Source organism: Sphaerisporangium sp. NPDC049457, from assembly GCF_055586705.1.
Window position 1 is genome coordinate 1 of sequence record NZ_JBVJHR010000039.1, and the last position, 23,940, is coordinate 23,940.

Sequence of the window (23,940 nt, forward strand, 5' to 3'; positions counted from 1 at the left end):
CCCCCCCCCCCCCCCCCCCCCCCCCCCCCCCCCCCCCCCCCCCCCCCCCCCCCCCCCCCCCCCCCCCCCCCCCCCCCCCCCCCCCCCCCCCCCACGACGGAAGGACAACCCATGCTGCGACATCCGACCAGCGGCGAGCCCGCGCACACCACCGAGCGCGCCCGCGGCACCTCCATGCCGCGACGCCTGACGCTCGCCATGCTGGCGGTCGCCACCGCGGCCGCCGCCGTGGTCACCGCGGTGCCCGCCCAGGCGGCGGCCTTCAAGGTGCTCGTGTTCTCCAAGACCGCCGGTTTCCGGCACGACTCCATCGGCGTCGGCACCCAGGCCATCCGTGACCTGGGTTCCGCCAACGACTTCTCGGTGGACAGCACCGAGGACGCCGGCGCCTTCACCACGGGCAACCTCGCGCAGTACAAGGCCGTGATCTTCCTCAGCACCACCGGGGACGTGCTGAACTCCTCCCAGCAGTCGGCGTTCCAGTCCTACGTCGACGGCGGCGGCGGATACGTGGGCGTGCACGCCGCCGCCGACACCGAGTACGACTGGCCCTACTACGGTCAGCTCGTCGGCGCCTGGTTCAACAACCACCCGGCGATCCAGCAGGCGACCGTGCGCACCGAGGACCGCGCGCACGCGGCCACCGCCCATCTGGGTCCGACGTGGTCGCGCAGCGACGAGTGGTACAACTACCGCGCCAACCCCCGCCCGAACGTGCACGTCCTGCAGACGCTGGACGAGTCGAGCTACAGCGGCGGCAACATGGGCGACCACCCCATCACCTGGTGCCACCCGCAGTCCGGCGGCCGATCGTTCTACACCGGCCTCGGCCACAGCCAGGCGTCGTACTCCGAGTCCGGCTTCCGCACCCTGCTGCTCGGCGGGATCCGCTACGCCGCCGGAGTCGCGAAGGCCGACTGCCGTCCGGAGACCGGCTACACCGCGATCTACAACGGCTCCACCAACGGCTGGACCCAGGCCGGTCCCGGGTCGTTCACCAACTCCGACGCCACGCTGACCTCCCAGGGCGGCATGGGCATGCTCTGGTACAGCGCCAAGGAGTACGGCTCCTACTCCCTCAAGCTCGACTGGAAGCTGACCGGCGACTCCAACTCCGGAGTGATCGTCGGCTTCCCCCCCACCACCGACCCCCAGACCGCACTGGACACCGGCTACGAGGTCCAGATCGACGCCACCGACGCCGACGACAAGACCACCGGCGCCATCTACGGGGTCAAGTCCGCCGACATCGCCGCGCGCGACGCGGCGCTGAACCCGCCCGGTCAGTGGAACACCTTCGAGCTGCTGGTCGAGGGGGAGCGCCTCCAGGTGTTCCTCAACGGCGTGAAGATCAACGACTTCACCAACACCAACTCGGCCCGTTCCCTGCAGCAGGGCTACATCGGCATCCAGAACCACGGCAGCGGCAACACGGTCGCCTACCGCAACATCCGCGTCAAGGAACTGAGCGGTCCCAACCCCACCCCGACGCCCACCCCGACCCCGACCCCGACCCCGACCCCGACGCCCACCCCCAGCACCACCACCGCGATCCGGGGAGTGGCCTCGAACCGGTGCCTGGACATCAGCGGCGCCTCGCAGTCCAACGGCGCGGTGGCGCAGATCTGGGACTGCCACGGTCAGACCAACCAGCGGTGGACCTCGACCGCGTCCAGTGAGCTGCGGGTCTACGGCAACAAGTGCCTGGACGTCAACGGCGCCGGCACCGGCGACGGGACCAGTGTGATCATCTGGGACTGCAACGGCCAGAACAACCAGAAGTGGCGCTTCAACAGCGACGGCACCATCACCGCCATCGGCGCCGGCAAGTGCCTGAGCCTCGCCAACAACGGCACCGGCAACGGCACCAGGGCGCAGATCTGGACCTGCAACGGCTCCTCCGGCCAGAAGTGGGCCCGGGTCTGACCCGGTCGTCTTCACCACGGCGGAGGACACCGCTCCCGGTGTCCTCCGCCGGCTCCCATCCGTTCTTCTAGGAGAGCTCATGCCCCGATCCGCGTCATACGCGGTGCGCACACCCCCCGTCGCGGACGGTCCCACAGCCGTGCGAACGTGCCCGGCACCCGTCCCGGCCGGCGCCGGCGTATGGCACGCGGGGCGGGCCGCGTGCTGAAGATGACCGGCATCGGCAAGAGCTTCCTGGGCGTCCGGGTCCTGCGGGACGTGGACCTGGAGGCGGCCGCCGGAGAGGTGCACGCCGTGGTGGGGGAGAACGGCGCAGGCAAGTCCACGCTCATGAAGATCCTCGCCGGCGTGCACAGCCCGGACGAAGGGACGATCGAGATCGACGGCCGGCGCGTGTCGTTCGGGCACCCGGTCGAGGCGCAGCGGTCCGGAGTGGCGATCATCCATCAGGAGTTCACCCTCTTGCCGGAGCGGACGGTCGCGGAGAACGTGTTCCTCGGCCGGGAACCGGGCCGGTGGGGGCTGGTCGACCGGGCGGCGATGGAGTCGGCGACCGGTGAGCTGCTGCGTTCGCTCGGAGAGGAGTCGTTCGGCCCGCGCGACCTCGTCCGGCGGCTCTCGGTCGCGCGGCAGCAGGTCGTCGAGATCGCCAAGGCGCTGTCGCTGAACGCGCGCATCGTGGTGATGGACGAGCCGACCGCCGCCCTGGCCGACCACGAGGTCGAGCTGCTCTACACACTGGTGCGGCGGCTCGCCTCGCGCGGCATCGCGGTGCTGTACATCTCGCACCGGCTCCGCGAGATCTTCGAACTCGCCGACCGGATCACCGTGCTCAAGGACGGCGCCCGGGTCGCCACCGCGGCCGCGTCCACCCTGGACACCGCCGCCCTGATCCGCATGATGGTCGGACGGGAACTGGACTCCTACTTCCCGCCCCGGGCCGCGGAACCACCCGGCGAGGTGCTGCTGAGCGTGCGCGGCGGCGGCAACGCCAGGCTGCGCGGCATCGACCTCGACCTGCGGGCGGGAGAGATCGTCGGCCTGGGCGGGCTGCAGGGCTCGGGCCGCACCGAACTGGCCAAGGCGCTGTTCGGCGCCGAGCCGTTCACCACCGGCGAGATGACCCCCTGCCGCCCCCGCACGCCCCGCGAGGGCATCGCGGCCGGCATCGGGCTGGTCACCGAGGACCGCAAGGCGGAAGGACTGCTCCTCGGTCAGCAGGTGCGCGACAACGCCCTGCTGGTCGCCCGCGCCACCGGGGGGCGCCCGGCGGGAGTCGACCGGCTGCTGGAACGCGTACGGCTCAGCCCGCCCCGCCCCACGCAGGAGGTCCGGCTGCTGTCCGGCGGCAACCAGCAGAAGGTCGTGCTGGCCAAGTGGATGGCGGTCGCGCCGCGCGTCCTGCTGTTCGACGAGCCGACCCGCGGCGTCGACGTCGGCGCCAAGGCCGCCATCCACGATCTGATGCGCGAACTCGCGCGCGGCGGCATGGCGATCCTCATGATCTCCTCCGAGCTCCCCGAGCTGATCGGGATGAGCGACCGCATCGTGGTGCTCCGCGAGGGCCGCGTCACCGGGGAACTGCCGGCCGGCCCGTCCGAGGAGGACGTCATGCGCCTGGCGGCCGCGTCATGACCGAGCACGTCAAGCCGCGGCGCGTCCCCGCCCGGGTGACGTCACTCCGATGGGTGTCGTCCGACCGGCCCGCGCGCGCCGTGTACCTGGCCCTGGCCCTGCTCGTCGCGCTGGGGTGGGTGCTGTTCGAACTGGACGGCGGCAGCTTCCTGGGCGTCGAGAACATCGTCGGGATCCAGCAGCGGTCGGCGGCGCTGGGAATCGTCGCCGTGGGCCAGACCGTGGCGATCCTGACCGGGAGCCTGGACCTGTCGGTGGCCTACCTGATCAGCCTGACCTCCCTGGTGACGGCCGAGATCATGGCGGGCCAGGACGCCGGGGTGGTGCCCGCGGTCGCCGCGGCGCTGGCGGTGAGCGCGACCGTCGGGCTGGTGAACGGACTGGTCGTCACCCGGCTCAAGGTGCATCCCTTCATCGCCACCCTCGGGGTCGCGCTGATCATCAGGGGAGTGCTGGACTGGCGGTACGACGGGCCGGCCGGAAGCGTGCCCCCCTCGTTCCAGCACCTCGGGTACGACCGCATCGGCCCGCTGCCGGTGTCGGCGCTGCTGTGGGCCGCGGTCGCGGCGTCGGCGTGGTTCCTGCTGAGCAGGACGCGCCTGGGCCACCGCATCTACGCCGTGGGCGGCGACGCCGAGGTCGCGCGGCTGTCGGGCGTGCGGACCGGGCGGGTCGTGGTCATCGCCCACGTGCTGTGCTCGGTATGCGCCGGGATCGCCGGGCTGCTGCTCGCCTCCCGGCTCGGCGCGGGCGCCCCGACGGTGGGGACCGACGGCGGTTACGACCTGGAGTCGATCGCCGCGGTCGTGCTCGGCGGGACCGCGCTGGCCGGCGGCCGCGGCGGGGTCGCCGGCACCGTCGGCGGAGTCCTGCTCCTCGCCGTCCTCGACAGCGTCTTCAACCAGCTTGAGATCAACTCCTTCGCCAAGGACGTCGTGCGCGGCGTGGTCCTGGTGGCCGCCCTGGCGATCTACGCGCGCGGGAGGCGTACGGCATGAGGCGAGCGCTGCCGATCTTCGTCGTGCTGGCCGGGCTGCTGGTGGCCATCGCGGTCGTCAACCCGTACTTCCTGGAGCCGCCCGCCTTCCTCGCCTTCGTCAAGCGCGCCGCGCCGCTGGTGATCCTCGCGGCCGGGCAGTACTTCGTGATCGTGTCCGGTGAGTACGACCTGTCGGTCGGCTCGCTGGTCACCGCCGAGGTGGTGATCGCCGCCCGGCTCATCGACGGCTCGGCGGGGGCGACCTGGCCCGTGCTGGCCCTGCTGATCGCCCTCGGCCTGCTGACCGGGCTGGTCAACGGCGTCGTCACCACCGTGCTGCGGGTCCCGTCGTTCATCACCACGCTCGGCATGCTGCTGATCCTGTCCGGCGCGGTCTTCCTGTGGACCGGCGGCGCCCCGCGCGGCGCCCTGTCCGCGCAGTTCCGCGAGTTCGGCCGCGGCAGCCTCGGCCCGGTGCCCTGGTCGGTCCTGATCCTGGTGGTGGCCGGCGCCGTGGCGATCCGGGCGATGCGCGCGGACTTCGGCCGCACGCTCGTCGCGGCGGGCGACAACGACCGGGCCGCGGCCCTGTCCGGGGTCCGCGTCGCGCGGGTCAGGACGGTGGCGTTCATGATCTCCGGGCTCTCCGCCGCGGTCGCGGCGGTGCTGCTCGGTGGCTTCGCCGGCGTGTCCGCCCAGGTGGGCGTCGGTCTGGAGTTCCAAGCCATCACCGCGGTGGTGCTCGGCGGCGTGGCCCTCGGTGGCGGCCGCGGCTCCGTGGTCGCCGCGATGGCGGGCGCCTTCACCCTGGAGGCGCTGTTCACCCTGCTCAACCTGTACGGCATCTCGGGGGCTCTGGAGCCGGCCGTGCAGGGGGTCATCATCATCGCCGCGGTGGCGCTGGGGGCCGTGAGCCTCCCGCGCAGGAGAGCCGCGGCGACCTGACCCGATACCCGACCCGAAAGGAACGGAACGATCTTGCGATATCTCTCGCGGCGAACGCTCGCCGGCGTGGCGCTGGCCGGACTGGCAGTGCCGATGGCCGCGTGCACCACCGACAAGCCCGTCCCCTCCGCCGCGCCGCCCTCGGCGACGGCCTCGGCGGCGGAGTCCTCCGGCACGGGGACCGGAGCGCAGTCGAAGTTCTTCGTGCAGGCCGACTACGACGCCCAGATGGCGATGCGGTCGGCGAAGCCGGACGGCCCGGACGGCAAGCCATGGGAGCAGACCATCGGCGCCGAGCCCGTCGACACGGCCCAGTACAAGAAGGACGGGCCCTACCACCTGTGCTTCTCCAACGCCGCGGTCAACAACCCCTGGCGGCAGGTCGGGCTGAAGACCATGCAGGCGGAGGTCGCCCTGCACAAGGAGATCGAGAAGTTCACCATGCTCGACGCCGAGGGCAAGGACGACAAGCAGATCTCCGACATCGCCGAGCTGCAGGGCAAGGGCTGCGACGCGCTGATCGTCTCACCCAACACCACCGCGACGCTGACTCCCGCGGTCTCCGGGGCGTGCCCCAAGCTGCCCGTGATCGTGTTCGACCGGGGAGTGCAGACCGACTGCCCGGTCACCTTCATCAAGCCGATCGGCGGCTACGCCTTCGGCGCCGAGGCCGCCGAGTTCCTCGTCGGCAAGGTGCCCGCCGGCGGGAAGATCCTCGCGCTGCGCATCCTGCCCGGCGTGGACGTGCTGGAGACCCGCTGGTCGGCGGCGAAGGTCGCCTTCGACAAGAGCGACCTCGACGTCGTCGGGGTGGAGTTCACCGACGGCGACGCCGCCAAGACCAAGAGCATCGTCGGCGACTACATCCAGCGGCACGGCAAGATCGATGGAGTCTGGATGGACGCCGGCGCCACCGCCGTCGCGGCGGTCGAGGCGTTCGAGGACGCCGGGCAGCCCGTGCCGCCGATCAACGGCGAGGACCAGGAGGACTTCCTGCAGAAGTGGAGCGACGCGAAGCTGACCGCGATCGCCCCGACCTACCCGACGTACCAGTGGCGGACGCCCATCATCGCCGCGCTCAAGGTCCTCAAGGGCGAGCAGGTGCCGAAGGTCTGGAACCTGCCGCAGCCGACGGTCACCCAGGAGAACCTCGCCTCCTACCTCAAGCCCGGCATGCCGCCGCTGCACTACGCGCTGTGCGGCTGTGAGGACCTGCCCGGTTACCCCGAGAAGTGGGGTGGCAAGCCTTGATCGGCGTCAACACCTGGGTCTGGGTCTCGCCGCTCACCGACGAGTCGCTGGCCGCCCTGGCGCCGCGGATCGCGGCCTGGGGGTTCGACGTCATCGAGCTGCCGATCGAGCGGCCCGGCGAATGGGACCCCGGCAGGGCCGCGGACCTGCTGGCCGAGCTCGGGCTGGGCGCGTCGGTCGTGCTCACGATGCCGGTGGGGCGCGAGCTGGTCAGCGCCCCGAGCTGGACCATCGGCGAGACCCAGGACTATCTGCGGCACTGCGTGGACGTCGCGGTGGCCGTCGGCGCGCCCGCGGTCAGCGGGCCCGCCTACGCCTCCGTCGGCCGGACCTGGCTGATGAGCCCGGACGAGCGCCGCGCCGTCTACGCCGAGCTCAGGGAGAACCTCAGGCCGGTCCTCGACCACGCGGGCGAGCACGGGGTGCGGATCGGCGTCGAACCGCTCAACCGGTACGAGACCAGCCTGCTGAACACCGTCGAGCAGGCCCTCGAAGCCCTCCCGGACGACTGCGGCCTCGCCCTGGACACCTACCACATGAACATCGAGGAGAAGGACCCGCTCGCGGCCGTCCGGCTGGCCGGCGACCGGATCGCGCACATCCAGGTGTGCGGGACCGACCGCGGCGCGCCGGGCGCCGACCACTTCGACTGGCACGGTTTCGCCGCGGCCGTCCAGGACGTGGGCTACACCGGCCCGCTCGTGATCGAGTCCTTCACCGCCGACAACACCACCATCGCCACCGCCGCGTCCGTCTGGCGCCCGCTCGCCCCTTCCCAGGACGCCCTCGCGACCGACGGACTGGCCTTCCTGCGCACGCTCCCGGGCCGGCCGGACGGCTCGGCCGGGCAGGACGGCCCGCCTTCGACGTCCCCCCTCCCCAACCCCCGACACCGGACCGGAACCGGTGCACCCTCTGGAGACCCCTTATGCGAAGACCACGCCTGCTCTACCTCCTGACCGCCGCGCTGCTGATGCTGCCGTTCAGCGCGGTGCCGGCGCAGGCCGCCGCCCCGCTGTACAAGGTGCTGCTGTTCAGCAAGACGGCGTCCGGCGCCTATCGGCACGACTCCATCAGCGCCGGCATCACGATGTTCCAGCAACTCGCCGCGGACAACAACTTCCAGCTCGACCGCAGCGAGGACTCGAGCGTCTTCAACACGACGAACCTGAACAACTACGACGCGGTGATCATGCTCCAGACCTCCGGCATGGTCTGGGACAACGACTCACAGCGCGCGGCCGCTCAGGCGTACGTGCGCAGTGGACACGGCATCGTCGCGATCCACAACGCCGTCGACATGAACATCGAGTCGCAGTTCTCCTGGTGGGACCAGGTCGTGCTGGGCGGCGCCCACATGACCCAGCACTCCAACATCGTGCAGGGCACCGCCAAGGTCGCCGACAAGGTGCACCCGTCGACCAGGGGCCTGCCGGACCGGTGGACGCGCACCGAGGAGTGGTACAACTTCGACAGGAACATGCGCGGCTCCGTCCACGTGCTGGTCACCGCGGACGAGACGACCTACGACGCCGGTGGCAACAAGATGGGCGCCGACCACCCCATCTCCTGGTGTCACAACCCTGAGGGCGGCCGGGTGTGGGCCACCGCGATGGGCCACAACGCCTCCTCCTACTCCGAGGCGTCGTTCAAGCAGCACCTGCTCGGCGGGGTCAAGTGGGCGGCGGGCTACGAGCCCGGCGACTGCGGCGGCACGGTCACCAGCCGGTACCAGAAGGTCACCCTCGACGGCGCGCCCGACCAGCCCATGGAGCTGGACGTGGCCGCCGACGGCACGGTGTACTACATCTCCCGGTCGGGCAAGGTCAACATGATCGCCCCCGGCGGCGCCCCGCGCACGATCGGCACCCTGTCGGTGTACGACGGCGGTGAGGACGGCGGCATCGGCCTGGCGCTCGACCCGAACTTCGCCACCAACCGCTGGATCTACATCAACTACTCGCCCAGCAACGGCGGTGAGGTGAACCGGGTGTCCCGGTTCACGGTCAACGGCACCTCGCTCGACCTGTCCAGCGAGAAGAAGATCATCGAGGTTCCCGCGTACCGCAACGTCGACGAGCCCGGCCACACCGGCGGCTACATAACGTTCGGCCCGAACGGCAACCTTTACATCGCGCCTGGGGACGACACCAACCCCAACGGCTCCAGTGGCTACGCCCCGATCGACGAGCGTTCCGGGCGCGAGCACTACGACGCGCAGCGTTCCGCGGCCAACACCAACGACCTGCGCGGCAAGATCCTGCGCATCCACCCCGAGTCCGACGGCACCTACACCATCCCGCAGGGCAACCTCTTCGCGCCCGGGACCGCCAAGACGCGTCCCGAGATCTACGCGATGGGCTTCCGCAACGCGTTCCGCTTCTCGGTCGACAAGGAGACCGGCTGGATCTCGGCCGCCGACTACGGTCCCGACGCGGGGTCCGCGAACTCCAACCGGGGTCCCGAGGGCACCGTCGAGTGGAACCTGATCAAGGAGCCGGGCAACTACGGCTGGCCCTACTGCGTCGGCAACAACATCCCGTTCAACGACTTCAACTTCGCCACCAACACTTCCGGTGGCAAGTTCAACTGCTCGGCGCCGGTCAACAACTCGCCCAACAACACCGGCCTGACCAACCTGCCCGCGGCCAAGTCGGCCACCATCTGGTACAACTACCACGCGTCCTCGGAGTTCCCCGAGATCAACTGCTGTGGCGGCGCGGCCCCGATGGGCGGCCCGTTCTACCACTACGACCCGAACAGCTCCTCCGACCGCAAGTGGCCGGAGTACTTCGACAAGACGCCGTTCCTCTATGAGTGGAGCCGCAACTTCTTCAAGGAACTGCGGCTGGACTCCTCCGGCAACCTGCTGAAGATCAACTCCTTGGTCCCGCAGCTCGCCCCGCACGCGCCGATCGACATGAAGTTCGGCCCGGACGGCGCCATGTACTACGCCGACTGGGGCAACGGCTTCGGCCACGACAACACCGACGACGGCATCTACCGGGTGGACTACGTCGGCGGCGCCGGCGGAAACCGCTCTCCGATCGCCAAGGCGAGCGCCTCGCCGGACTCCGGCAGCGCGCCGCTGACCGTCGCGTTCTCCTCCGCCGGCTCCTCCGACCCGGACGGCGACGCGATCACCTACGCCTGGGACTTCGGGGACGGCGGGACCTCGACCAGCGCGAACCCGTCCCACACCTACACCTCCAACGGCAACTACACCGCCAGGCTGACCGTGCGGGACTCCGGCGGGAAGACCGGCACCATCACCTTGACCATCGGGGTGGGCAACACCCGTCCCACGGTCGCCTTCAGCGCGCCGCCGGACGGCGGGTTCATCAACTTCGGCGACACCGTCAACTACAACGTGACCGTCACCGACCCCGAGGACGGCGCCGTCGACTGCTCGAAGGTGACGGTGATCCCCGCGCTCGGGCACGACCAGCACAGCCATGACACCGGCCAGGTCACCGGCTGCTCCGGAACGATCACGACCACCGCGTCCGGGCATGACGAGGCCGCCAACGTCTACTATGCGCTGATCGGCGAGTACACCGACAAGGGCGGCCTGAAGGGCAGCACCGGGATCACGCTGCAGCCCAAGCACAAGCAGGCCGAGTTCTTCACCGGATCGTCCGGCGTCCGGGTGGTCGACGACAGCGGAGCCGAGGGCGGCAGGCGCGTCGGCGACATCTCCGCCGGCGACTGGATCTCCTTCACCCCGATGAACCTGACCGGGATCGACTCGGTGCAGTACCGCGTCGCGTCGCCGTCCAACACGGGCGCGTCGATCGAGCTGCGGGCCGACTCGCCGACCGGGGCGCTCATCGCGACCAGCTCGGTGCCGGCCACCGGCGGGTGGAGCAGCTACCAGTCCACGTCGGCCGCGACGGTCACCAACCCCGGCGGCACCCACAACGTCTACATGGTGTTCCGGGGTTCGACGGTGAACTCCTTCGACCTGGACTCGATCACCTTCAACGGCAAGGGCGTCGGGACGGGCACCGGAACCCCGCAGGCGCGCACCTACACGATGACCGCGGTGCACAGCGGCAAGGCCGCGGACGTCCGTGGCGCGTCGACCGCCGACGGCGCCGCCGTCATCCAGTGGACGGCCGGCACGGGAACCAACCAGCAGTGGAAGGCGACAGACGCCGGCAACGGGACCTACACCCTGGCCGCCGTGCACAGTGGCAAGTGCATGGACGTCACCAACTCCTCGACCAGTGACGGCGCCCTCATCCGGCAGTACACCTGCAACGGCGGCAACAACCAGAAGTGGCGGCTTGAGTCCACGGGCACCACGGGCGTGTACCGGGTCATCTCGGTGCTCAGCAGCAAGTGCCTGGACGTTCCCAACGCCTCCACGGCCAACGATGTCCAGCTGGTGCAGTGGTCCTGCAACAGCGGCACCAACCAGCAATGGAGGCTCACCCAGCTGAACTGACGCGACACCCGGCGCCCGCCTCGCGCGGGCGCCGGGCCTCGCCCCGACTTCGTGCCGACGGGCCGGGCCGGCGGGCTCACCGCCGACCGGCCCGTCGGCCTTCGCGGTGATGCCCGAAGTACGCCTCCGAAACTTGCGACTCTCAGCCGATTGTTTCAGTGCTGTTGCCGGGAGATTGTTGACGCTCTCCATGAGCCGGGCCTAGTGTCCCCAGTTAACGATCGGCACCACCCCCCGAAATTTCCGGTCTTTTCCGTCGTACTGGAAGTGCGATCCTCGAACGCCCGGTCAGCGCCGTAGCCGCGGGTCCGAACGGCCCCGTCAGGTGTGCGACCCGGTCGTTCCGCACCTCCGTGGCACACGTCGCGGTCGGTCCTCCGGCCAGAACGAAGGAGCGCGGCACACGTCCGATCCGGGAGCGCCGGGCGATCGGCGAGTGCCGCCCATACCGGCTCTGACACCACTGTCCCCCGACCACAGCAAGTGAAAGAGGACGCCGTGAAGTTCCGCATCGTCTCAGCGCTCGCGCTCGCCGCGGCTCTCACCGTGGCAGGTTGTTCCGGCTCGTCGACCGGGACGACGGCCACCGGTGGATCGGACAGCAAGACGTTCGAGTTCTGGTCGTTCACCGGGATCAACGCGAAGGGGTCCGCCGAGGAGTACAAGGCGAAGAGACCGGACATCACGATCAAGCTGACCGAGGTGGGAGGCGCCCAGGAGACGGCGCAGGCGCTCACCACCGCGCTCGCGGGCGGCAAGGTGCCCGACCTGGTGCTGATCCAGGGCGACGACCTGCCCAAGTTCGTCCAGCAGCCGCAGAACTTCGTCGACCTGCGAACGCTGGGCGCCGACAAGACCAAGGGCGACTACCTCGACTGGGTGATCAGCCAGTCCACGGCCAAGGACGGCTCGATCATCGGCATCCCGACCGACGTCGGCGGCATGGCCGTCGCCTACCGGACCGACCTGTTCAAGGAGGCCGGGCTGCCGACGGACCGCGAGGAGGTGAGCAAGCTCTGGCCCACCTGGGACGCGTTCATCGAGACCGGCAAGAAGTACAAGGAGGCCACCGGCAAGGCGTTCGTCGACAACGCCGCCACGAGCGTCTACTCACAGGTGGTCAACCAGGGGGAGCAGAAGTACTACGACCCCCAGGGCAACCTGGTGTACGAGAGCAGCCCCCAGGTCAAGACCGCCTTCGACCAGGCGCTGAAGGCGATGGCCGCCGGGATCACCGCCAAGCAGAGCTCGTTCACCGACGGCTGGAGCGCCGCGATGAAGAAGGGGGACTTCGCCGTCATCTCCGCACCGGTCTGGTTGCTCGGCGCGATCCGCGACAACGCCCCCGACACCAAGGGCAAGTGGGACATCGCCACCATCCCCGGCGGATCGGGTAACTGGGGCGGCAGCTTCCTCGCCATCCCCAAGGGCGCCAAGAACCCGAAGGCCGCCTGGGAGTACATCGCCACCACCCAGTCGCCGCAGGGCCAGCTCGACCACTTCTCCCAGGCCCGGTCGCTGCCCTCGACCCCGTCGGTCTACAAGGACCCGAAGCTCACCTCGGTCGAGGACCCGTTCTTCTCCGGCGCGCCCATCGGCACGATCTACACCAACTCGCTGCTCGGCCTGAAGCCGTTCCTCATCGGGCCGGACAGCACCACGATCGGCACGGAGTTCGGCAACGCCCTCCAGAACGTCGAGCAGGGCAAGGGCGACCCCGCCAAGGCGTGGGACGCGGCGATCACCAACATCAAGAACGCGATCGGCGGCTAGGACCCTCTGCCACGAGCGCCGCCGGCGCCCGGCGTCCCGGACGCCCGGCACCGGCGGCGGGGAAGCGACCACACCCGTGACGACGAGTATCAGCCCTGCCAAGGCGGCGCCGCCCCCTCCGGCGCCGGTGAGCAAGACCGCCCGGGGCGGCCTCACCGAGTTCGTGGCCCCCTACGCCTACATCACCCCGTTCTTCGCGCTGTTCGCGATATTCGGCCTCATCCCGCTGCTGTTCACCTTCTACGTGGCGTTGTTCGACTGGAACCCGATCGGCGAGCACCTGTTCGTCGGCCTGGACAACTTCACCCGGCTGCTCCAGGACGTGCGGTTCTGGAACGCGGCGCGCAACACCGTCAGCATCTGGGTGCTGTCGACGGTGCCGCAGCTGCTGCTGGCGCTCGTGCTGGCGCACCTGCTCAACCACGTCCGGCTGCGCTTCGCGGTGTTCTTCCGCATGTCGATGCTCCTGCCGTACATCACCTCGGTGGCCGCCACCGCGATCGTCTTCGCCCAGATGTTCGACCGCGACTACGGGCTGCTGAACTGGCTGCTCGGCCTTCTGGGCTTCGAGCACATCGACTTCATCCAGTCGGTGGCGGGCAGCCACGTGCTGATCGCCGTGATGATCACCTGGCGGTGGTTCGGCTACACGGCGCTGCTCTATCTCGCCTCCCTGCAGGCCGTCCCCCGGACGATCTACGAGGCGGCCGCCGTCGACGGCGCCGGCAACCTGCGGCAGTTCCTGCACATCTCCATCCCCGCGTTGCGGCCGGTCATCGTGTTCACCATCGTGACCTCGACCATCTACGGGCTGCAGACCTTCACCGAGCCCCTGCTCATCTCCCGCAGCGCGCCGAACACCTGCGGGCCGATCCGCCAGTGCCAGACGCTGACCCTCTTCCTGTTCGAGCAGGGCTTCACCCAGTTCAAGTTCGGGTACGCGGCGGCGATCGGCGTGGCGCTGTTCGTGATGGTCGTGGTGCTCGCCGCGCTCAACTACTTCCTGTCCACCCGGACCCGCCCGGAGAGGGCATGAGGGAGCGATCATGAGTAGGACGACACCGCGCTCCGGCGACCGTCTCCGGTGGTGGGTCTACGCCCTGCTGGTCCTCGCCGCGTTCGCCTGCGTGTTCCCGCTCTACTGGATGTTCGTCGTCGCCACCACCGACACCGCGGCGGCCACGGAGCTGCCCCCGAGGGTCGTCCCGGGCGGCAACTTCTTCCACCTCGCGAGCCTGGTCTTCACGACCGTGCCGTTCGTCCGGTCGATCATCAACAGCCTCGTCGTGGCCGGGACGATCGCCGTCGGTCAGGCGTTGCTCTGCGCTCTGGCGGGCTTCGCGTTCGCCAAACTGCGCTTCCGCGGCCGCGACCTGCTGTTCCTGCTCGTCGTGCTGACGATGACCGTGCCCACCCAGCTCGCCATCGTCCCGCAGTACATGATCATCTCCTCGCTGGGCTGGGTGGACACCCTGCAGGCGCTGATCGTCCCCGGTCTGGCCAACGCGTTCGGGATCTTCTGGATGCGCCAGCACATGACCAACGCCATCAGCGACGAGATCCTCCAGGCGGCCCGCATCGACGGGGCGACCACCTGGCAGATCTTCTGGCGCATCGCGTTCCCGCTGGTGCGGCCGGCCGCGTTCGTGCTCGGCCTGATCGGGTTCGTCTACGCCTGGAACGACTTCCTGTGGCCGTTCGTGGTGCTGAAGTCGCCGGAGATGTACACCGTCCAGATCGCGATCAAGGCCCTGCAGACGAACTTCAACATCGACCTCGGGCTCGCGATGTCCGGCTCCTTCCTCGCGACCCTCCCGCTGCTCGTCCTGTTCATCTTCGTCGGCCGGCGCATGGTGGCCGGCATCATGGACGGCGCCTTCAAGGGCTGAGGACCGTCTCCGGGCGGGTCGTGAGCGCGCCCTCCCGGCGTCCTCCCTGTGTCCTGCCGGCGTCCGGGCCGGCGACGCGCCGGCCGGCGCCGCCCGACGCCGCGCCGGGCGCGGCCGGCGGCATCCGAGGGTTCTGAGGGCTTGTGCCTGACGTCGCGTCAGGTAATAGCGTCGACCCGGCGGCGACGGCAGGGCGCCGCGTCGGCCACCGCGCGGGACGGATCGGGTGATCGCATGGACGAACGGTCCTGGAAGATCGGCGACCTGGCCGCGGCGACCGGGCTCACCGTCCGCGCCCTGCATCATTTCGACCGGATCGGCCTGCTGGCGCCGACGTCGCGCACGCCGGCCGGGCACCGGCTGTACACCGGCGGCGACGTCCGCCGGCTGTACCGGATCCTCGCGCTGCGCCAGCTCGGGATGCCGCTGGCCCAGATCGCCGGGTCGCTCGACGGCGACCTCGACGACCTCGGCTCGGCGGTACGCGCCCAGCTCGCCCGCGTCGAGCGGACCATCGAGACGCACCGCCGCCTGCGCGTGCGGCTCACGGCCCTGCTGCAGGCCATCCTGGGGGCCGCCGAGCCGTCCATCGACCAGCTCATCGAGACCATGGAGGCACTGGTGCGGGCGAACGACTTCACGCACGAACAACTGGCGCGGGCGAAACGGCGGCACGCGGAGCCGGGATTCCCCGGCAGGTTCGCCGAATGGCGGCGACAGGGCGGCGAGATCGTCGCCGAGCTCCAGACGCACATCGACGCCGGAACGGACCCGGCCGATCCGGCCGTGCAGGAGCTGGCACGACGATGGACCGCGGTGGTGCGGGACATGGCGGGCGGGGAACCGGCCATGATGTCCTCGATCTACGCCCGCATCGGCCGTAAAGGGCCCGAGGCCGCGACCCGCGGCGTGCTGACCGCACCGTCCTGGGCCTACCTCCAGCGGGCGTTCGCGGTCGGTTTCGGCGCCTGACCGCCTCCGGTGCGGCGCGGGAGCGCGCCGCACCGGAGGGTGAGCGGCGCACGGCCGGTTGTGAGCGCTAACTGTGGCCGGCCGATTCCGCGTCTTTCGCTGGACGCGCTCGCTGAAAATCTCAGGAATCCGTGCCCGCCGGGCGCTCTGACGCCGCCGCCGCGGCCGTTCCTCAAGCCAGGTCGCCCCGATCGATTCGGCCAGATATGCCCGAGTCGCGGCGCACTGCGGCAGCTGTAATTTTCACCGTGCGACGTGGGCGTTCGTTTCGGCGGTTTCGCAGATCAGACGTGAATGCGATGGGCGCCGGCGGGCGATGGCGCGCCCGCCGGAAAGCCCCATGCTTGACAGGCGTCGGCGTCGTCATATTTGCTCCGCTGCACGGGCGCCTCTGCGCGGGCGCGTGAAAGGAGTGCTCGCCAACGCACGTGTGTTAACGCTAACAACGGTCTCGTACCTCCCGGAGCCTGCCGTCACCCGGGATGCGTTTCACATTGCCCTGGCATTCTCCCGATCAGGATCCGCGTATGCGGCCGGCCGAGCTCCCATCCGACCCGGGAGAAGTGAATGGCCTCTCCCACAGATGCATCGATACATCGATTTCCGTACCCATGACCGGAGTTGTGTGATGGCAAAACGCAGATCCTTATTCGGGGCGATCGCGGTCGCGGTACTTCTCGTTCTGGCCACGGGGCGCGCGGCGATGAGCAGCGTCGGGGAGGCCGCGCGGACGGCCGGCGCCGCCGCGCTCGCGGGTACCGCGGGATGCGGGAAGAATCCGACGCTGACCAGCGGAACGCGGAACATCACGACCAGCGGCAAGAACCGCCAGTACATCCTGCGGCTGCCCTCGAACTACAACAACAACACGCAGTACCGGCTGTTCGTCGGCCTGCACTGGCTGAACGGCACCATGAACGACGTCGACTCGGGCGGAAGCGCCGGAGCCTCCTGGTCGTACTACGGGCAGCGGCAGCTGTCGAACAACAATGCGATCTTCGTCGCGCCGCAGGGCTTCAACAACGGCTGGGCCAACAACGGCGGCGAGGACGTCACCTTCGTCGACGACATCCTGCGCCAGGTCGAGTCGGACCTCTGCGTCGACACCTCGCTGCGCTTCGCCATGGGGTGGAGCTACGGCGGCGCCATGAGCTTCTCCCTCGCGTGCTCGCGCCCGAACGTCTTCCGCGCGGTCGCGGTGTTCTCCGGCGCGCAGCTCAGCGGCTGCAACGGTGGCACCCAGCCCGTCGCCTACATGGGACTGCACGGCATCACCGACAACGTCCTGAACATCTCGCAAGGCCGGTCGCTGCGCGACAGGTTCGTCCGTAACAACGGCTGCACCGCGCAGAACCCGCCCGAGCCGAGCCAGGGCAGCCGGTCGCACATCGTCACCGCCTACTCCGGATGCCGCGCCGGATACCCGGTCGTGTGGGCCGCGTTCGACAACGGCCACCTGCCCGACCCCGTCGACGGGACCTACACCGGGAACGGCGCCCAGACCTGGACCAAGGGCGAGGTGTGGAAGTTCTTCTCCCAGTTCCAGAGCACCTCCACCGACCCGACGCCCACCCCGACGCCGACTCCCACGCCGACCCCCACCCCCACGCCGACCCCCACCCCCACTCCCACGCCGACGCCGCAGCCCGGGGGATGCTCGGCCACGATGCAGACCACGAACTCCTGGCCCGGCGGCTTCCAGTCCACCGTCACCGTCGCCGCGGGCACCAGCGCCGTCAGCGGCTGGACGGTCAGCTGGACCTGGCCCGGCGGGCAGACCATCAACAGCCTGTGGAACGGCGTCCGCTCCGGTTCCGGATCCAGCGTGACCGTTCGCAACGAGACCTACAACGGCTCGATCGCGGCCAACGGCAGCACCTCGTTCGGCTTCACCGCGAACGGCAGCGCGGCCACGCCCGCCGTTTCCTGCACCGCCTCCTGATCGGGTGACGGCGCTTCGACGCGCCTGACCCGTACCGCCCACCCAACCCTCGCAGATCCGTCGCCGGGCCGGCCGACCGGCCCGGCACGGGTCACTCCCGGCGGGGCCGGCCGACCGGCCCCGCCCGGGTCGCTCGCCGAAGCGAGCGACCCGCGCACGTCCGTCCGCCCGAGCACGAAACGGCCGCGCTCCCAGCCCGCCGGGCCCGCGAACACGCTCCCGGCCGCTCGTTCGAGCGCCCGCTTGGCACCGGCACGAGATCGACGACTTCATGAACGACTACGCACCACGCCGCATTCTTGACGTGAGACGTCATACGAGTTACGTTTCCGGCCCATCGACCTAAGGAGCTCCCGTGTTCGAGTTATCGCGCGCCGCGATGCGCAGGCTGGTGTCGGCCGGAGTCGCCGCACTCGGATTGACCGCCGCGGTCGCGCTGGTGGCGCCCTCGCCCGTCCTGGCGGCCACCACGACCCTTTACGCGTCTCCTTCGGGCACCGGCACCGACTGCTCCGCCGCCCAGCCGTGCTCGTTGGCCGGCGCGCAGGCCGCGGTGCGGGCGCGCACCGGCGGGATGTCGGGGGACATCGTCGTGGAGCTGGCCGACGGGGTGTACCGGCTCTCCGCGCCGCTGCGGCTGACCGCCGCCGACTCCGGCGCCAACGGATACCAGGTGATCTGGCGGGCGGCCGCGTCGGCGCGTCCGGTGATCAGCGGAGCCAAGGCGGTCACCGGCTGGTCGCTCGCCAACTCCGCGAGGAACATCTGGCAGGCCAACGTCGGCACCGGCATCGACAGCCGGCAGCTCTACGTCAACGGCGCCATCGCCACGCGGGCGCGCACGGCGGTCAACCGGTCCGACTTCACCGCCGGCAGCACCGGGATGAGGTTCACCAACAGCGCGCTGAGCTACCTGAACAACCTGGCCGGTCAGAGCCGGGTCGAGATGGAGAGCGTCGGCTCGTTCACCGACCGGTACTCGCCGGTGCAGAGCATCAGCGGGAACCTCATCACGATGCAGCAGCCCGCGTGGAACAACAACAACTTCGGCTACGACACCTTCTCCAGCCCGCACCGGGCGGGCCCGCTCTACCTGACCAACGCCTACGAGTTCCTCGACGCGCCGGGGGAGTGGTACGTCAACCCCGGGACCGGCGTGCTCTCCTACATCCCGCTCTCCGGGCAGAACATGAGCAACGTGAGCGTGGAGCTGCCGCTGCTGGAGTCACTGGTGAACGTCGGGGGCACCTACGACGCGCCCGCGCACCACATCACCTTCAGCGGGATCACCTTCTCCGGCACGAGCTGGCGCGGGCCGAGCGGCAACCAGGGTTACGTGGACCAGCAGACCGGCGCCTACATGGCCGGCAACTGGAGCTGGCCGAGCTTCACCTCCTGCCATGAGGGCTGCCAGCAGTTCGAAGCGACCCGCCCGAACTGGTACCAGATGCCCGCGGCCGTTCAGGTGTCCGCCGCCAACAACATCACCTTCACCGACTCCCAGTTCGTCAACCTGGGGCAGACGGCCATCGGCATCGGCAACGACGCCAACGGCCATGCCAGCGGTGTGGGCCTCGGCGCCAGCAACGTCACGGTGACCCGGTCGGAGATCGCCCGCAACTCGGCGGGCGGCATCGTGGTCGGCGGCGTGCGCGCCGACGCGCATCACCCCGGCGACCAGCGGATGGTCAACCGGAACATCACCGTCAGCAACAACCGCATCCACGACCTCGGGCTGGAGTACCGGGGCGTGGTCTCGGTGGTGACCACCTACGTCGCCACCGCCCTCGTCTCCCACAACGAGGTCTACAACATGCCCTACACCGGCATGTCGATCGGGTACGGCTGGGGGGCCAACGAGCCCGGCGGCAGCACCCAGTACGCCAACCGCGGCCTGTACAACTACCAGCCCCGGTACACCACGGCCACCACGGCGTCCAACAACCAGCTCATCGGCAACTACGTGCACGACGTCATGCAGCAGATGACCGACGGCGGCTGCATCTACACGCTCTCGTGGAACCCGGGCGCGGTGATCAGCGACAACCACTGCCTGCGGACCAACGGCTGGTTCGGGCTCTACTTCGACGAGGGCTCCAAGTACTACACCGCCCGCAACAACGTCTTCAACTCCATCGGCACCTGGGCCACCGCCAACTACTGGGGCGGTGAGAACATGGGCAACTTCACCGTCACCGGCAACTGGACGAGCAACAGCAGCACCAACATCACCAACGGCGACCGCGGCAACGTCGTCAACAACAACGTGACGGTCTCCAACGGCAACTGGCCGTCGGGCGCCCAGTCGGTGATGGCGTCGGCCGGGCCGCAGAGCGGTGGCGGCGACCAGCAGGGCGTGCGCATCGTCGGGGCCGGGTCGGGCCGCTGCGTCGACATCACCGGCTCCAGCACCGCCAACGGGACCCAGGCGCAGATCTGGGACTGCGGCAGCGCCACCAGCCAGCGGTTCACCTACACCTCGGGCAAGCAGCTGCAGGTGTACGGCAACAAGTGCCTGGACGCCTACGGGCAGGGCACCAGCAACGGCACCCAGCTGATCATCTGGGACTGCAACGGCCAGACCAACCAGCAGTGGAACGTCAACTCGAGCGGCACGATCACCGGAGTGCAGTCAGGGCTGTGCATCGACGTGCCGAACAACGCCACCGCCAACGGCACCAAGCTCAACCTGTGGTCCTGCAACGGCGGCGCCAACCAGCGCTGGAGTCTCAACAGCTGACTCCGCCGTCACCTTCGCCGGGGCGGCGCTCCGCCGCCCCGGCGAAGGCCGGCCGTGCCGCCGCTCCTCCCGGTCGTCAGGAGGGCGACGAGTCGCGGGGACGCGCGGGCGCGGTGGTGCCGCGCAGCGAGATGGGCGGGGCGAGGAGGAGTTCGCGATGAGGTGTGGCAGGGTCGGCGATGCGCTCGATGAGCAGCTCGACGGCGCGGGCGCCCAGCTCGTCGGCGGGCACGTCCGCGGCGGTGAGCGGAGGGTGCAGGTTCTCCGCCAGGTGCCGCGCGGCGAGCCCGGTGATGGAGAAGTCCCGCGGCACCGCCAGGCCGGCGTGTTCGATGCCGCGGAACAGGCCCGGCAGGGCGGCCTCGTTGATGGTGGCGATGGCGGTCAGTCCGGGATGCTCCTCCAGGAGCCGCTGCACACAGGACACGCCGGACTGGGCGTCGTCGGCACAGCAGATCTCCACGCCCTCGACGCCGCGTTCGGCGAGCGCGCGCGTGAAGCCGGTCTGGGCCCGGTAGGAGGGCCCGTACCCGGTGGCCACCAGCTCGGCCGAGCGGTTGACCAGGGCGACGCGACGGTGGCCCAGATCGGCCAGGTGGTGGACGCACTTGTAGATCAGGATGTCGCTGTCGATGTCGACCCAGGTCGTGTCCTCGGGGTGACGGTCGCGGCCGATGGTGACGAACGGCAGCCCGGTCTGCCGCAGGCGGGTGACGCGGTCGTCCTGCAGCCGGATCTCCATCAGGATGACGCCGTCCACGCGCCTGCCGCCGATCACGCGCTCGAAGGAACGGTCGTGCTCGCCGCCCGAGGGCGACAGCAGGACGTCCAGGTCGGCGCGGCCGGCGGCGTCGACGACGCTGGCCACGAAGCCGAGTTGCACGTCGGTCAGCCGCGTGCTGGCCGGGGGGATGACCAAGGCGATGGTGCGGGTCCTGCCCTCCTTGAGCGCCTTGGCGGTCGCGTTGGGGCGGTAGCCGAGCTCGTCGATGACCGCCTGGATGCGCTGCCGCGTTTCCTCTGACACCGGGCGCTTGCCGCTCAGGGCGTACGAGACGGTGCTGCGGGACACACCCGACCGCCTGGCGATCTCCCCGATGTTCACCCGGTCTCCTCACGTGGTCGAACAGATACGCACCATCGTAGGTCGAATCGTTTGCAGGGAAGAGTGCGCGGAGGTGGCTCCCGGTCCGTCGATTGACGGGGGTAATATCCGGACTTATGTTTGTCGAACCGATTCGATCGGGGAGCTACGAAACGGTCGCGTAACGCATCGGCGGAGGTCAGGATGGAACCAGCGGCAACGGGCCGGCCCGCGGCCGGCCCCGGCCTGGCGGCTGGAACGCCGGCCACCGCCGTGACCGCCTCCAACCCATGGCCGTCCCGCTCGTCATCGCACAGCGTCACGTCGCCGCGGGCGTCACCGCCGGCGCGGTGAAGAACTGACCGCCTCCTCTCCCCAGAAGGGCCCTCGATTCATGACCGTCGCCGCCGGCCCGGTGTTCTCCCCGTGGGAGATCCCGTTCAGCTACCGCGGATCGTGGTTCGGCTTCTCCGCGGTGATCGCCGAGAAGAACTACGCGCCGGACGTCCACCTGGTGTCGCACCAGACCGGCATGCATCCGATCCTGCGGCTGATCCCCACCGCGAAGGGCGCACGCGCCGACACGACCGTCACCGCCGCACCGCACCGGCTTACCTGGAGCTGCGACGCCGGGCATATCGACGTCGCCTACGAGAGCACGGACACGGTGCGGGTGCGGGGCGCCGGCCTCGGCCTGCGCCTGCAGGCGGCCGAGATGGTCCTGACGCCGTTCAGCGGCCCGTACTTCTACCAGGATCCCGTCGACGGCTCGTGGGTGTTCACCGTCTACCAGACCGGGCGCCGCTACCGCGTCACGCTTCTTGAGGGACGCGTCGCGGAACACCTCGGCGCGCAGGTGCTGGGCACGGCCGCGCGCGGCATCGTGCTGCCCGGCGACGGGCCGTGGGAGATCGCCATCGAGGAGTACGAGGCCGCCCGCGCCCCCTACGAGCGCGGCGAGGACTTCGAGGCGGTCGCGTCCGCCGCGCGGGCCGAGTTCGAGGCCTTCCGGGACGCCGTGGCGCCCTGGCGCGGCGACCGGACGCCCGCCGCTGAGCTGGCCGCCTATGTCCTGTGGTCGGCCACCGTGCGCCCGGCGGGGTTCGTCACCCGTCCCGCGGTGCTGATGTCCAAGCACTGGATGGACAAGGTGTGGAGCTGGGACCACTGCTTCAACGCCATCGCCCTCGCGCGGGGCCTGCCCGACCTGGCATGGGACCAGTTCCACATGGTGTTCGACCACCAGGACGCCGCCGGCGCGCTGCCGGACTCGATCACGCACTCCGAGATCCTCTACAACTTCGTCAAGCCCCCCATCCACGGCTGGGCGCTGCGGCGGCTGGACCCGTCACACGAACGCGAACCGGCCGAGGTCTACCGCCGGCTGGAGCGGTGGACGTCCTTCTGGCTGGACCGCCGGCGCATCCCCGGTCACGAGCTCGCCCACTACCAGCACGGCAACGACAGCGGATGGGACAACGCCACCACCTTCGACCCCGAGCGCGTCGTCGAGACGGCCGACCTGGCGGCCTTCCTCGTCCTGCAGATGCGCGAGCTCTCCCGGCTGGCCGCCGGGCTCGCCCGGCCGGAGGAGTCGGCCCACTGGTCGCGGGCGGCCGACCGCATGCGCGACGCGCTGCTCGCCGAGCTGTGGACCGGCGACCGGTTCGTCGCCCGGAGCGCGCGGTCGGGACGCACGTGGTCCGGCTCCAGCCTGCTCGACCTGATGCCGATCGTGCTGGGGGAGGAGCTGCCAGAGGCCGTCCGCGCGTCGCTGGCGGCCGGCGTCGAGCGGCACCTGACGGTCTTCGGGCTCGCCACGGAGCTGCCCACTTCTCCGCACTACCAGGACGACGGGTACTGGCGCGGGCCCATCTGGGCGCCCGCCACCGTCCTGATCGAGGACGGGCTCCGCCGCGCGGGATACACGGAGCTGGCCGACGAGATCAGCGCGCGCTTCCGCGGCCTGTGCGAGAAGTCGGGGTTCGCGGAGAACTTCGACGCGCTCAGCGGGGCCGGCCTCCGCGACCGCGCCTACACCTGGACGGCCGCCGCGTACCTCATCCTCGCCGCGGCCCACGAACGCCGGGAGGGGAGCGCGGCCGCGCCCTCCTCCTGACGGACGGCCCTCCTCCTGACGGATGGTCGCCTTCCGACGGATGGTCGCCTTCCGACGGATGGTCGCCTTCCGACGGATGGTCGCCTTCCGACGGACGGCGCCCTCTTCGTGCGCGGGGCGCGCTCCCCGGCCGGTCCGGTCGAATTCGCGAAGGAGGGGCCCGGGGGGGGGGGGGAGGGGGGGGGGGGGGGGAGGGGGGAGGGGGGGGGGGGGGGGGGGGGGGGGTAGTGGGGGT

Annotated in this window: 15 protein-coding genes; 14 read left to right on the forward strand and 1 reads right to left on the reverse strand. The window is 70.2% G+C overall.

What is annotated here, in order from left to right; all coding sequences use genetic code 11:
* Window positions 1–111 precede the first annotated feature (111 nt).
* The 13 genes from ACZ6QO_RS37385 to ACZ6QO_RS37445 all read left to right on the forward strand — a co-directional run bounded on the left by ACZ6QO_RS37385 (window position 112) and on the right by ACZ6QO_RS37445 (window position 20,502).
* A complete protein-coding gene (locus ACZ6QO_RS37385) occupies window positions 112–1,926 on the forward strand; it encodes a ThuA domain-containing protein (protein ID WP_465858186.1) in 1,815 nt (604 codons plus the stop codon).
* A 210-nt stretch (window positions 1,927–2,136) separates the two neighbouring features.
* Window positions 2,137–3,561: a sugar ABC transporter ATP-binding protein gene (locus ACZ6QO_RS37390; protein ID WP_465858220.1), complete on the forward strand. Its 1,425-nt coding sequence runs from the start codon at window positions 2,137–2,139 to the stop codon at window positions 3,559–3,561.
* Window positions 3,558–4,559 (forward strand): ABC transporter permease, encoded by a 1,002-nt coding sequence (locus ACZ6QO_RS37395; protein ID WP_465858188.1) that lies wholly within the window; start codon window positions 3,558–3,560, stop codon window positions 4,557–4,559. Before ACZ6QO_RS37390 ends, ACZ6QO_RS37395 begins: the two co-directional genes overlap by 4 nt.
* A complete protein-coding gene (locus ACZ6QO_RS37400) occupies window positions 4,556–5,485 on the forward strand; it encodes an ABC transporter permease (protein WP_465858190.1) in 930 nt (309 codons plus the stop codon). The genes ACZ6QO_RS37395 and ACZ6QO_RS37400 overlap by 4 nt, the downstream gene beginning before the upstream one ends.
* Window positions 5,486–5,578: 93 nt before the next feature.
* Window positions 5,579–6,736 (forward strand): substrate-binding domain-containing protein, encoded by a 1,158-nt coding sequence (locus tag ACZ6QO_RS37405; protein WP_465858222.1) that lies wholly within the window; start codon window positions 5,579–5,581, stop codon window positions 6,734–6,736.
* Window positions 6,733–7,695 (forward strand): sugar phosphate isomerase/epimerase family protein, encoded by a 963-nt coding sequence (locus ACZ6QO_RS37410; RefSeq protein WP_465858192.1) that lies wholly within the window; start codon window positions 6,733–6,735, stop codon window positions 7,693–7,695. Before ACZ6QO_RS37405 ends, ACZ6QO_RS37410 begins: the two co-directional genes overlap by 4 nt.
* Window positions 7,665–11,186: a ThuA domain-containing protein gene (locus tag ACZ6QO_RS37415; protein WP_465858194.1), complete on the forward strand. Its 3,522-nt coding sequence runs from the start codon at window positions 7,665–7,667 to the stop codon at window positions 11,184–11,186. The genes ACZ6QO_RS37410 and ACZ6QO_RS37415 overlap by 31 nt, the downstream gene beginning before the upstream one ends.
* A 498-nt stretch (window positions 11,187–11,684) precedes the next feature.
* Window positions 11,685–12,959, forward strand: a complete 1,275-nt coding sequence (locus tag ACZ6QO_RS37420) for an ABC transporter substrate-binding protein (protein ID WP_465858196.1) — start codon at window positions 11,685–11,687, stop codon at window positions 12,957–12,959.
* Between the two features lie 76 nt (window positions 12,960–13,035).
* Window positions 13,036–13,995, forward strand: coding sequence for a carbohydrate ABC transporter permease (locus tag ACZ6QO_RS37425; RefSeq protein WP_465858198.1), 960 nt, complete (start codon window positions 13,036–13,038; stop codon window positions 13,993–13,995).
* Between the two features lie 10 nt (window positions 13,996–14,005).
* Window positions 14,006–14,848 (forward strand): carbohydrate ABC transporter permease, encoded by an 843-nt coding sequence (locus tag ACZ6QO_RS37430; RefSeq protein ID WP_465858200.1) that lies wholly within the window; start codon window positions 14,006–14,008, stop codon window positions 14,846–14,848.
* Window positions 14,849–15,082: 234 nt separating this feature from the next.
* On the forward strand, window positions 15,083–15,820 hold the full coding sequence (locus tag ACZ6QO_RS37435) for a MerR family transcriptional regulator (RefSeq protein ID WP_465858201.1): 738 nt from the start codon (window positions 15,083–15,085) through the stop codon (window positions 15,818–15,820).
* Window positions 15,821–16,523: 703 nt separating this feature from the next.
* Window positions 16,524–17,762, forward strand: a complete 1,239-nt coding sequence (locus ACZ6QO_RS37440) for a CE1 family esterase (protein WP_465858203.1) — start codon at window positions 16,524–16,526, stop codon at window positions 17,760–17,762.
* A 355-nt stretch (window positions 17,763–18,117) separates the two neighbouring features.
* Window positions 18,118–20,502, forward strand: a complete 2,385-nt coding sequence (locus tag ACZ6QO_RS37445; RefSeq protein WP_465858205.1) for a ricin-type beta-trefoil lectin domain protein — start codon at window positions 18,118–18,120, stop codon at window positions 20,500–20,502.
* A 76-nt stretch (window positions 20,503–20,578) separates the two neighbouring features.
* Here the strand turns inward: ACZ6QO_RS37445 and ACZ6QO_RS37450 are convergent, their stop codons facing one another.
* Complete coding sequence (locus ACZ6QO_RS37450) at window positions 20,579–21,607, reverse strand: LacI family DNA-binding transcriptional regulator (RefSeq protein WP_465858207.1); 1,029 nt, start codon at window positions 21,605–21,607, stop codon at window positions 20,579–20,581.
* Window positions 21,608–21,980: 373 nt separating this feature from the next.
* Here ACZ6QO_RS37450 and ACZ6QO_RS37455 point away from each other — a divergent pair, with 373 nt between their 5' ends.
* Complete coding sequence (locus tag ACZ6QO_RS37455) at window positions 21,981–23,705, forward strand: amylo-alpha-1,6-glucosidase (RefSeq protein ID WP_465858209.1); 1,725 nt, start codon at window positions 21,981–21,983, stop codon at window positions 23,703–23,705.
* The last annotated feature ends 235 nt before the right edge of the window (window positions 23,706–23,940 follow it).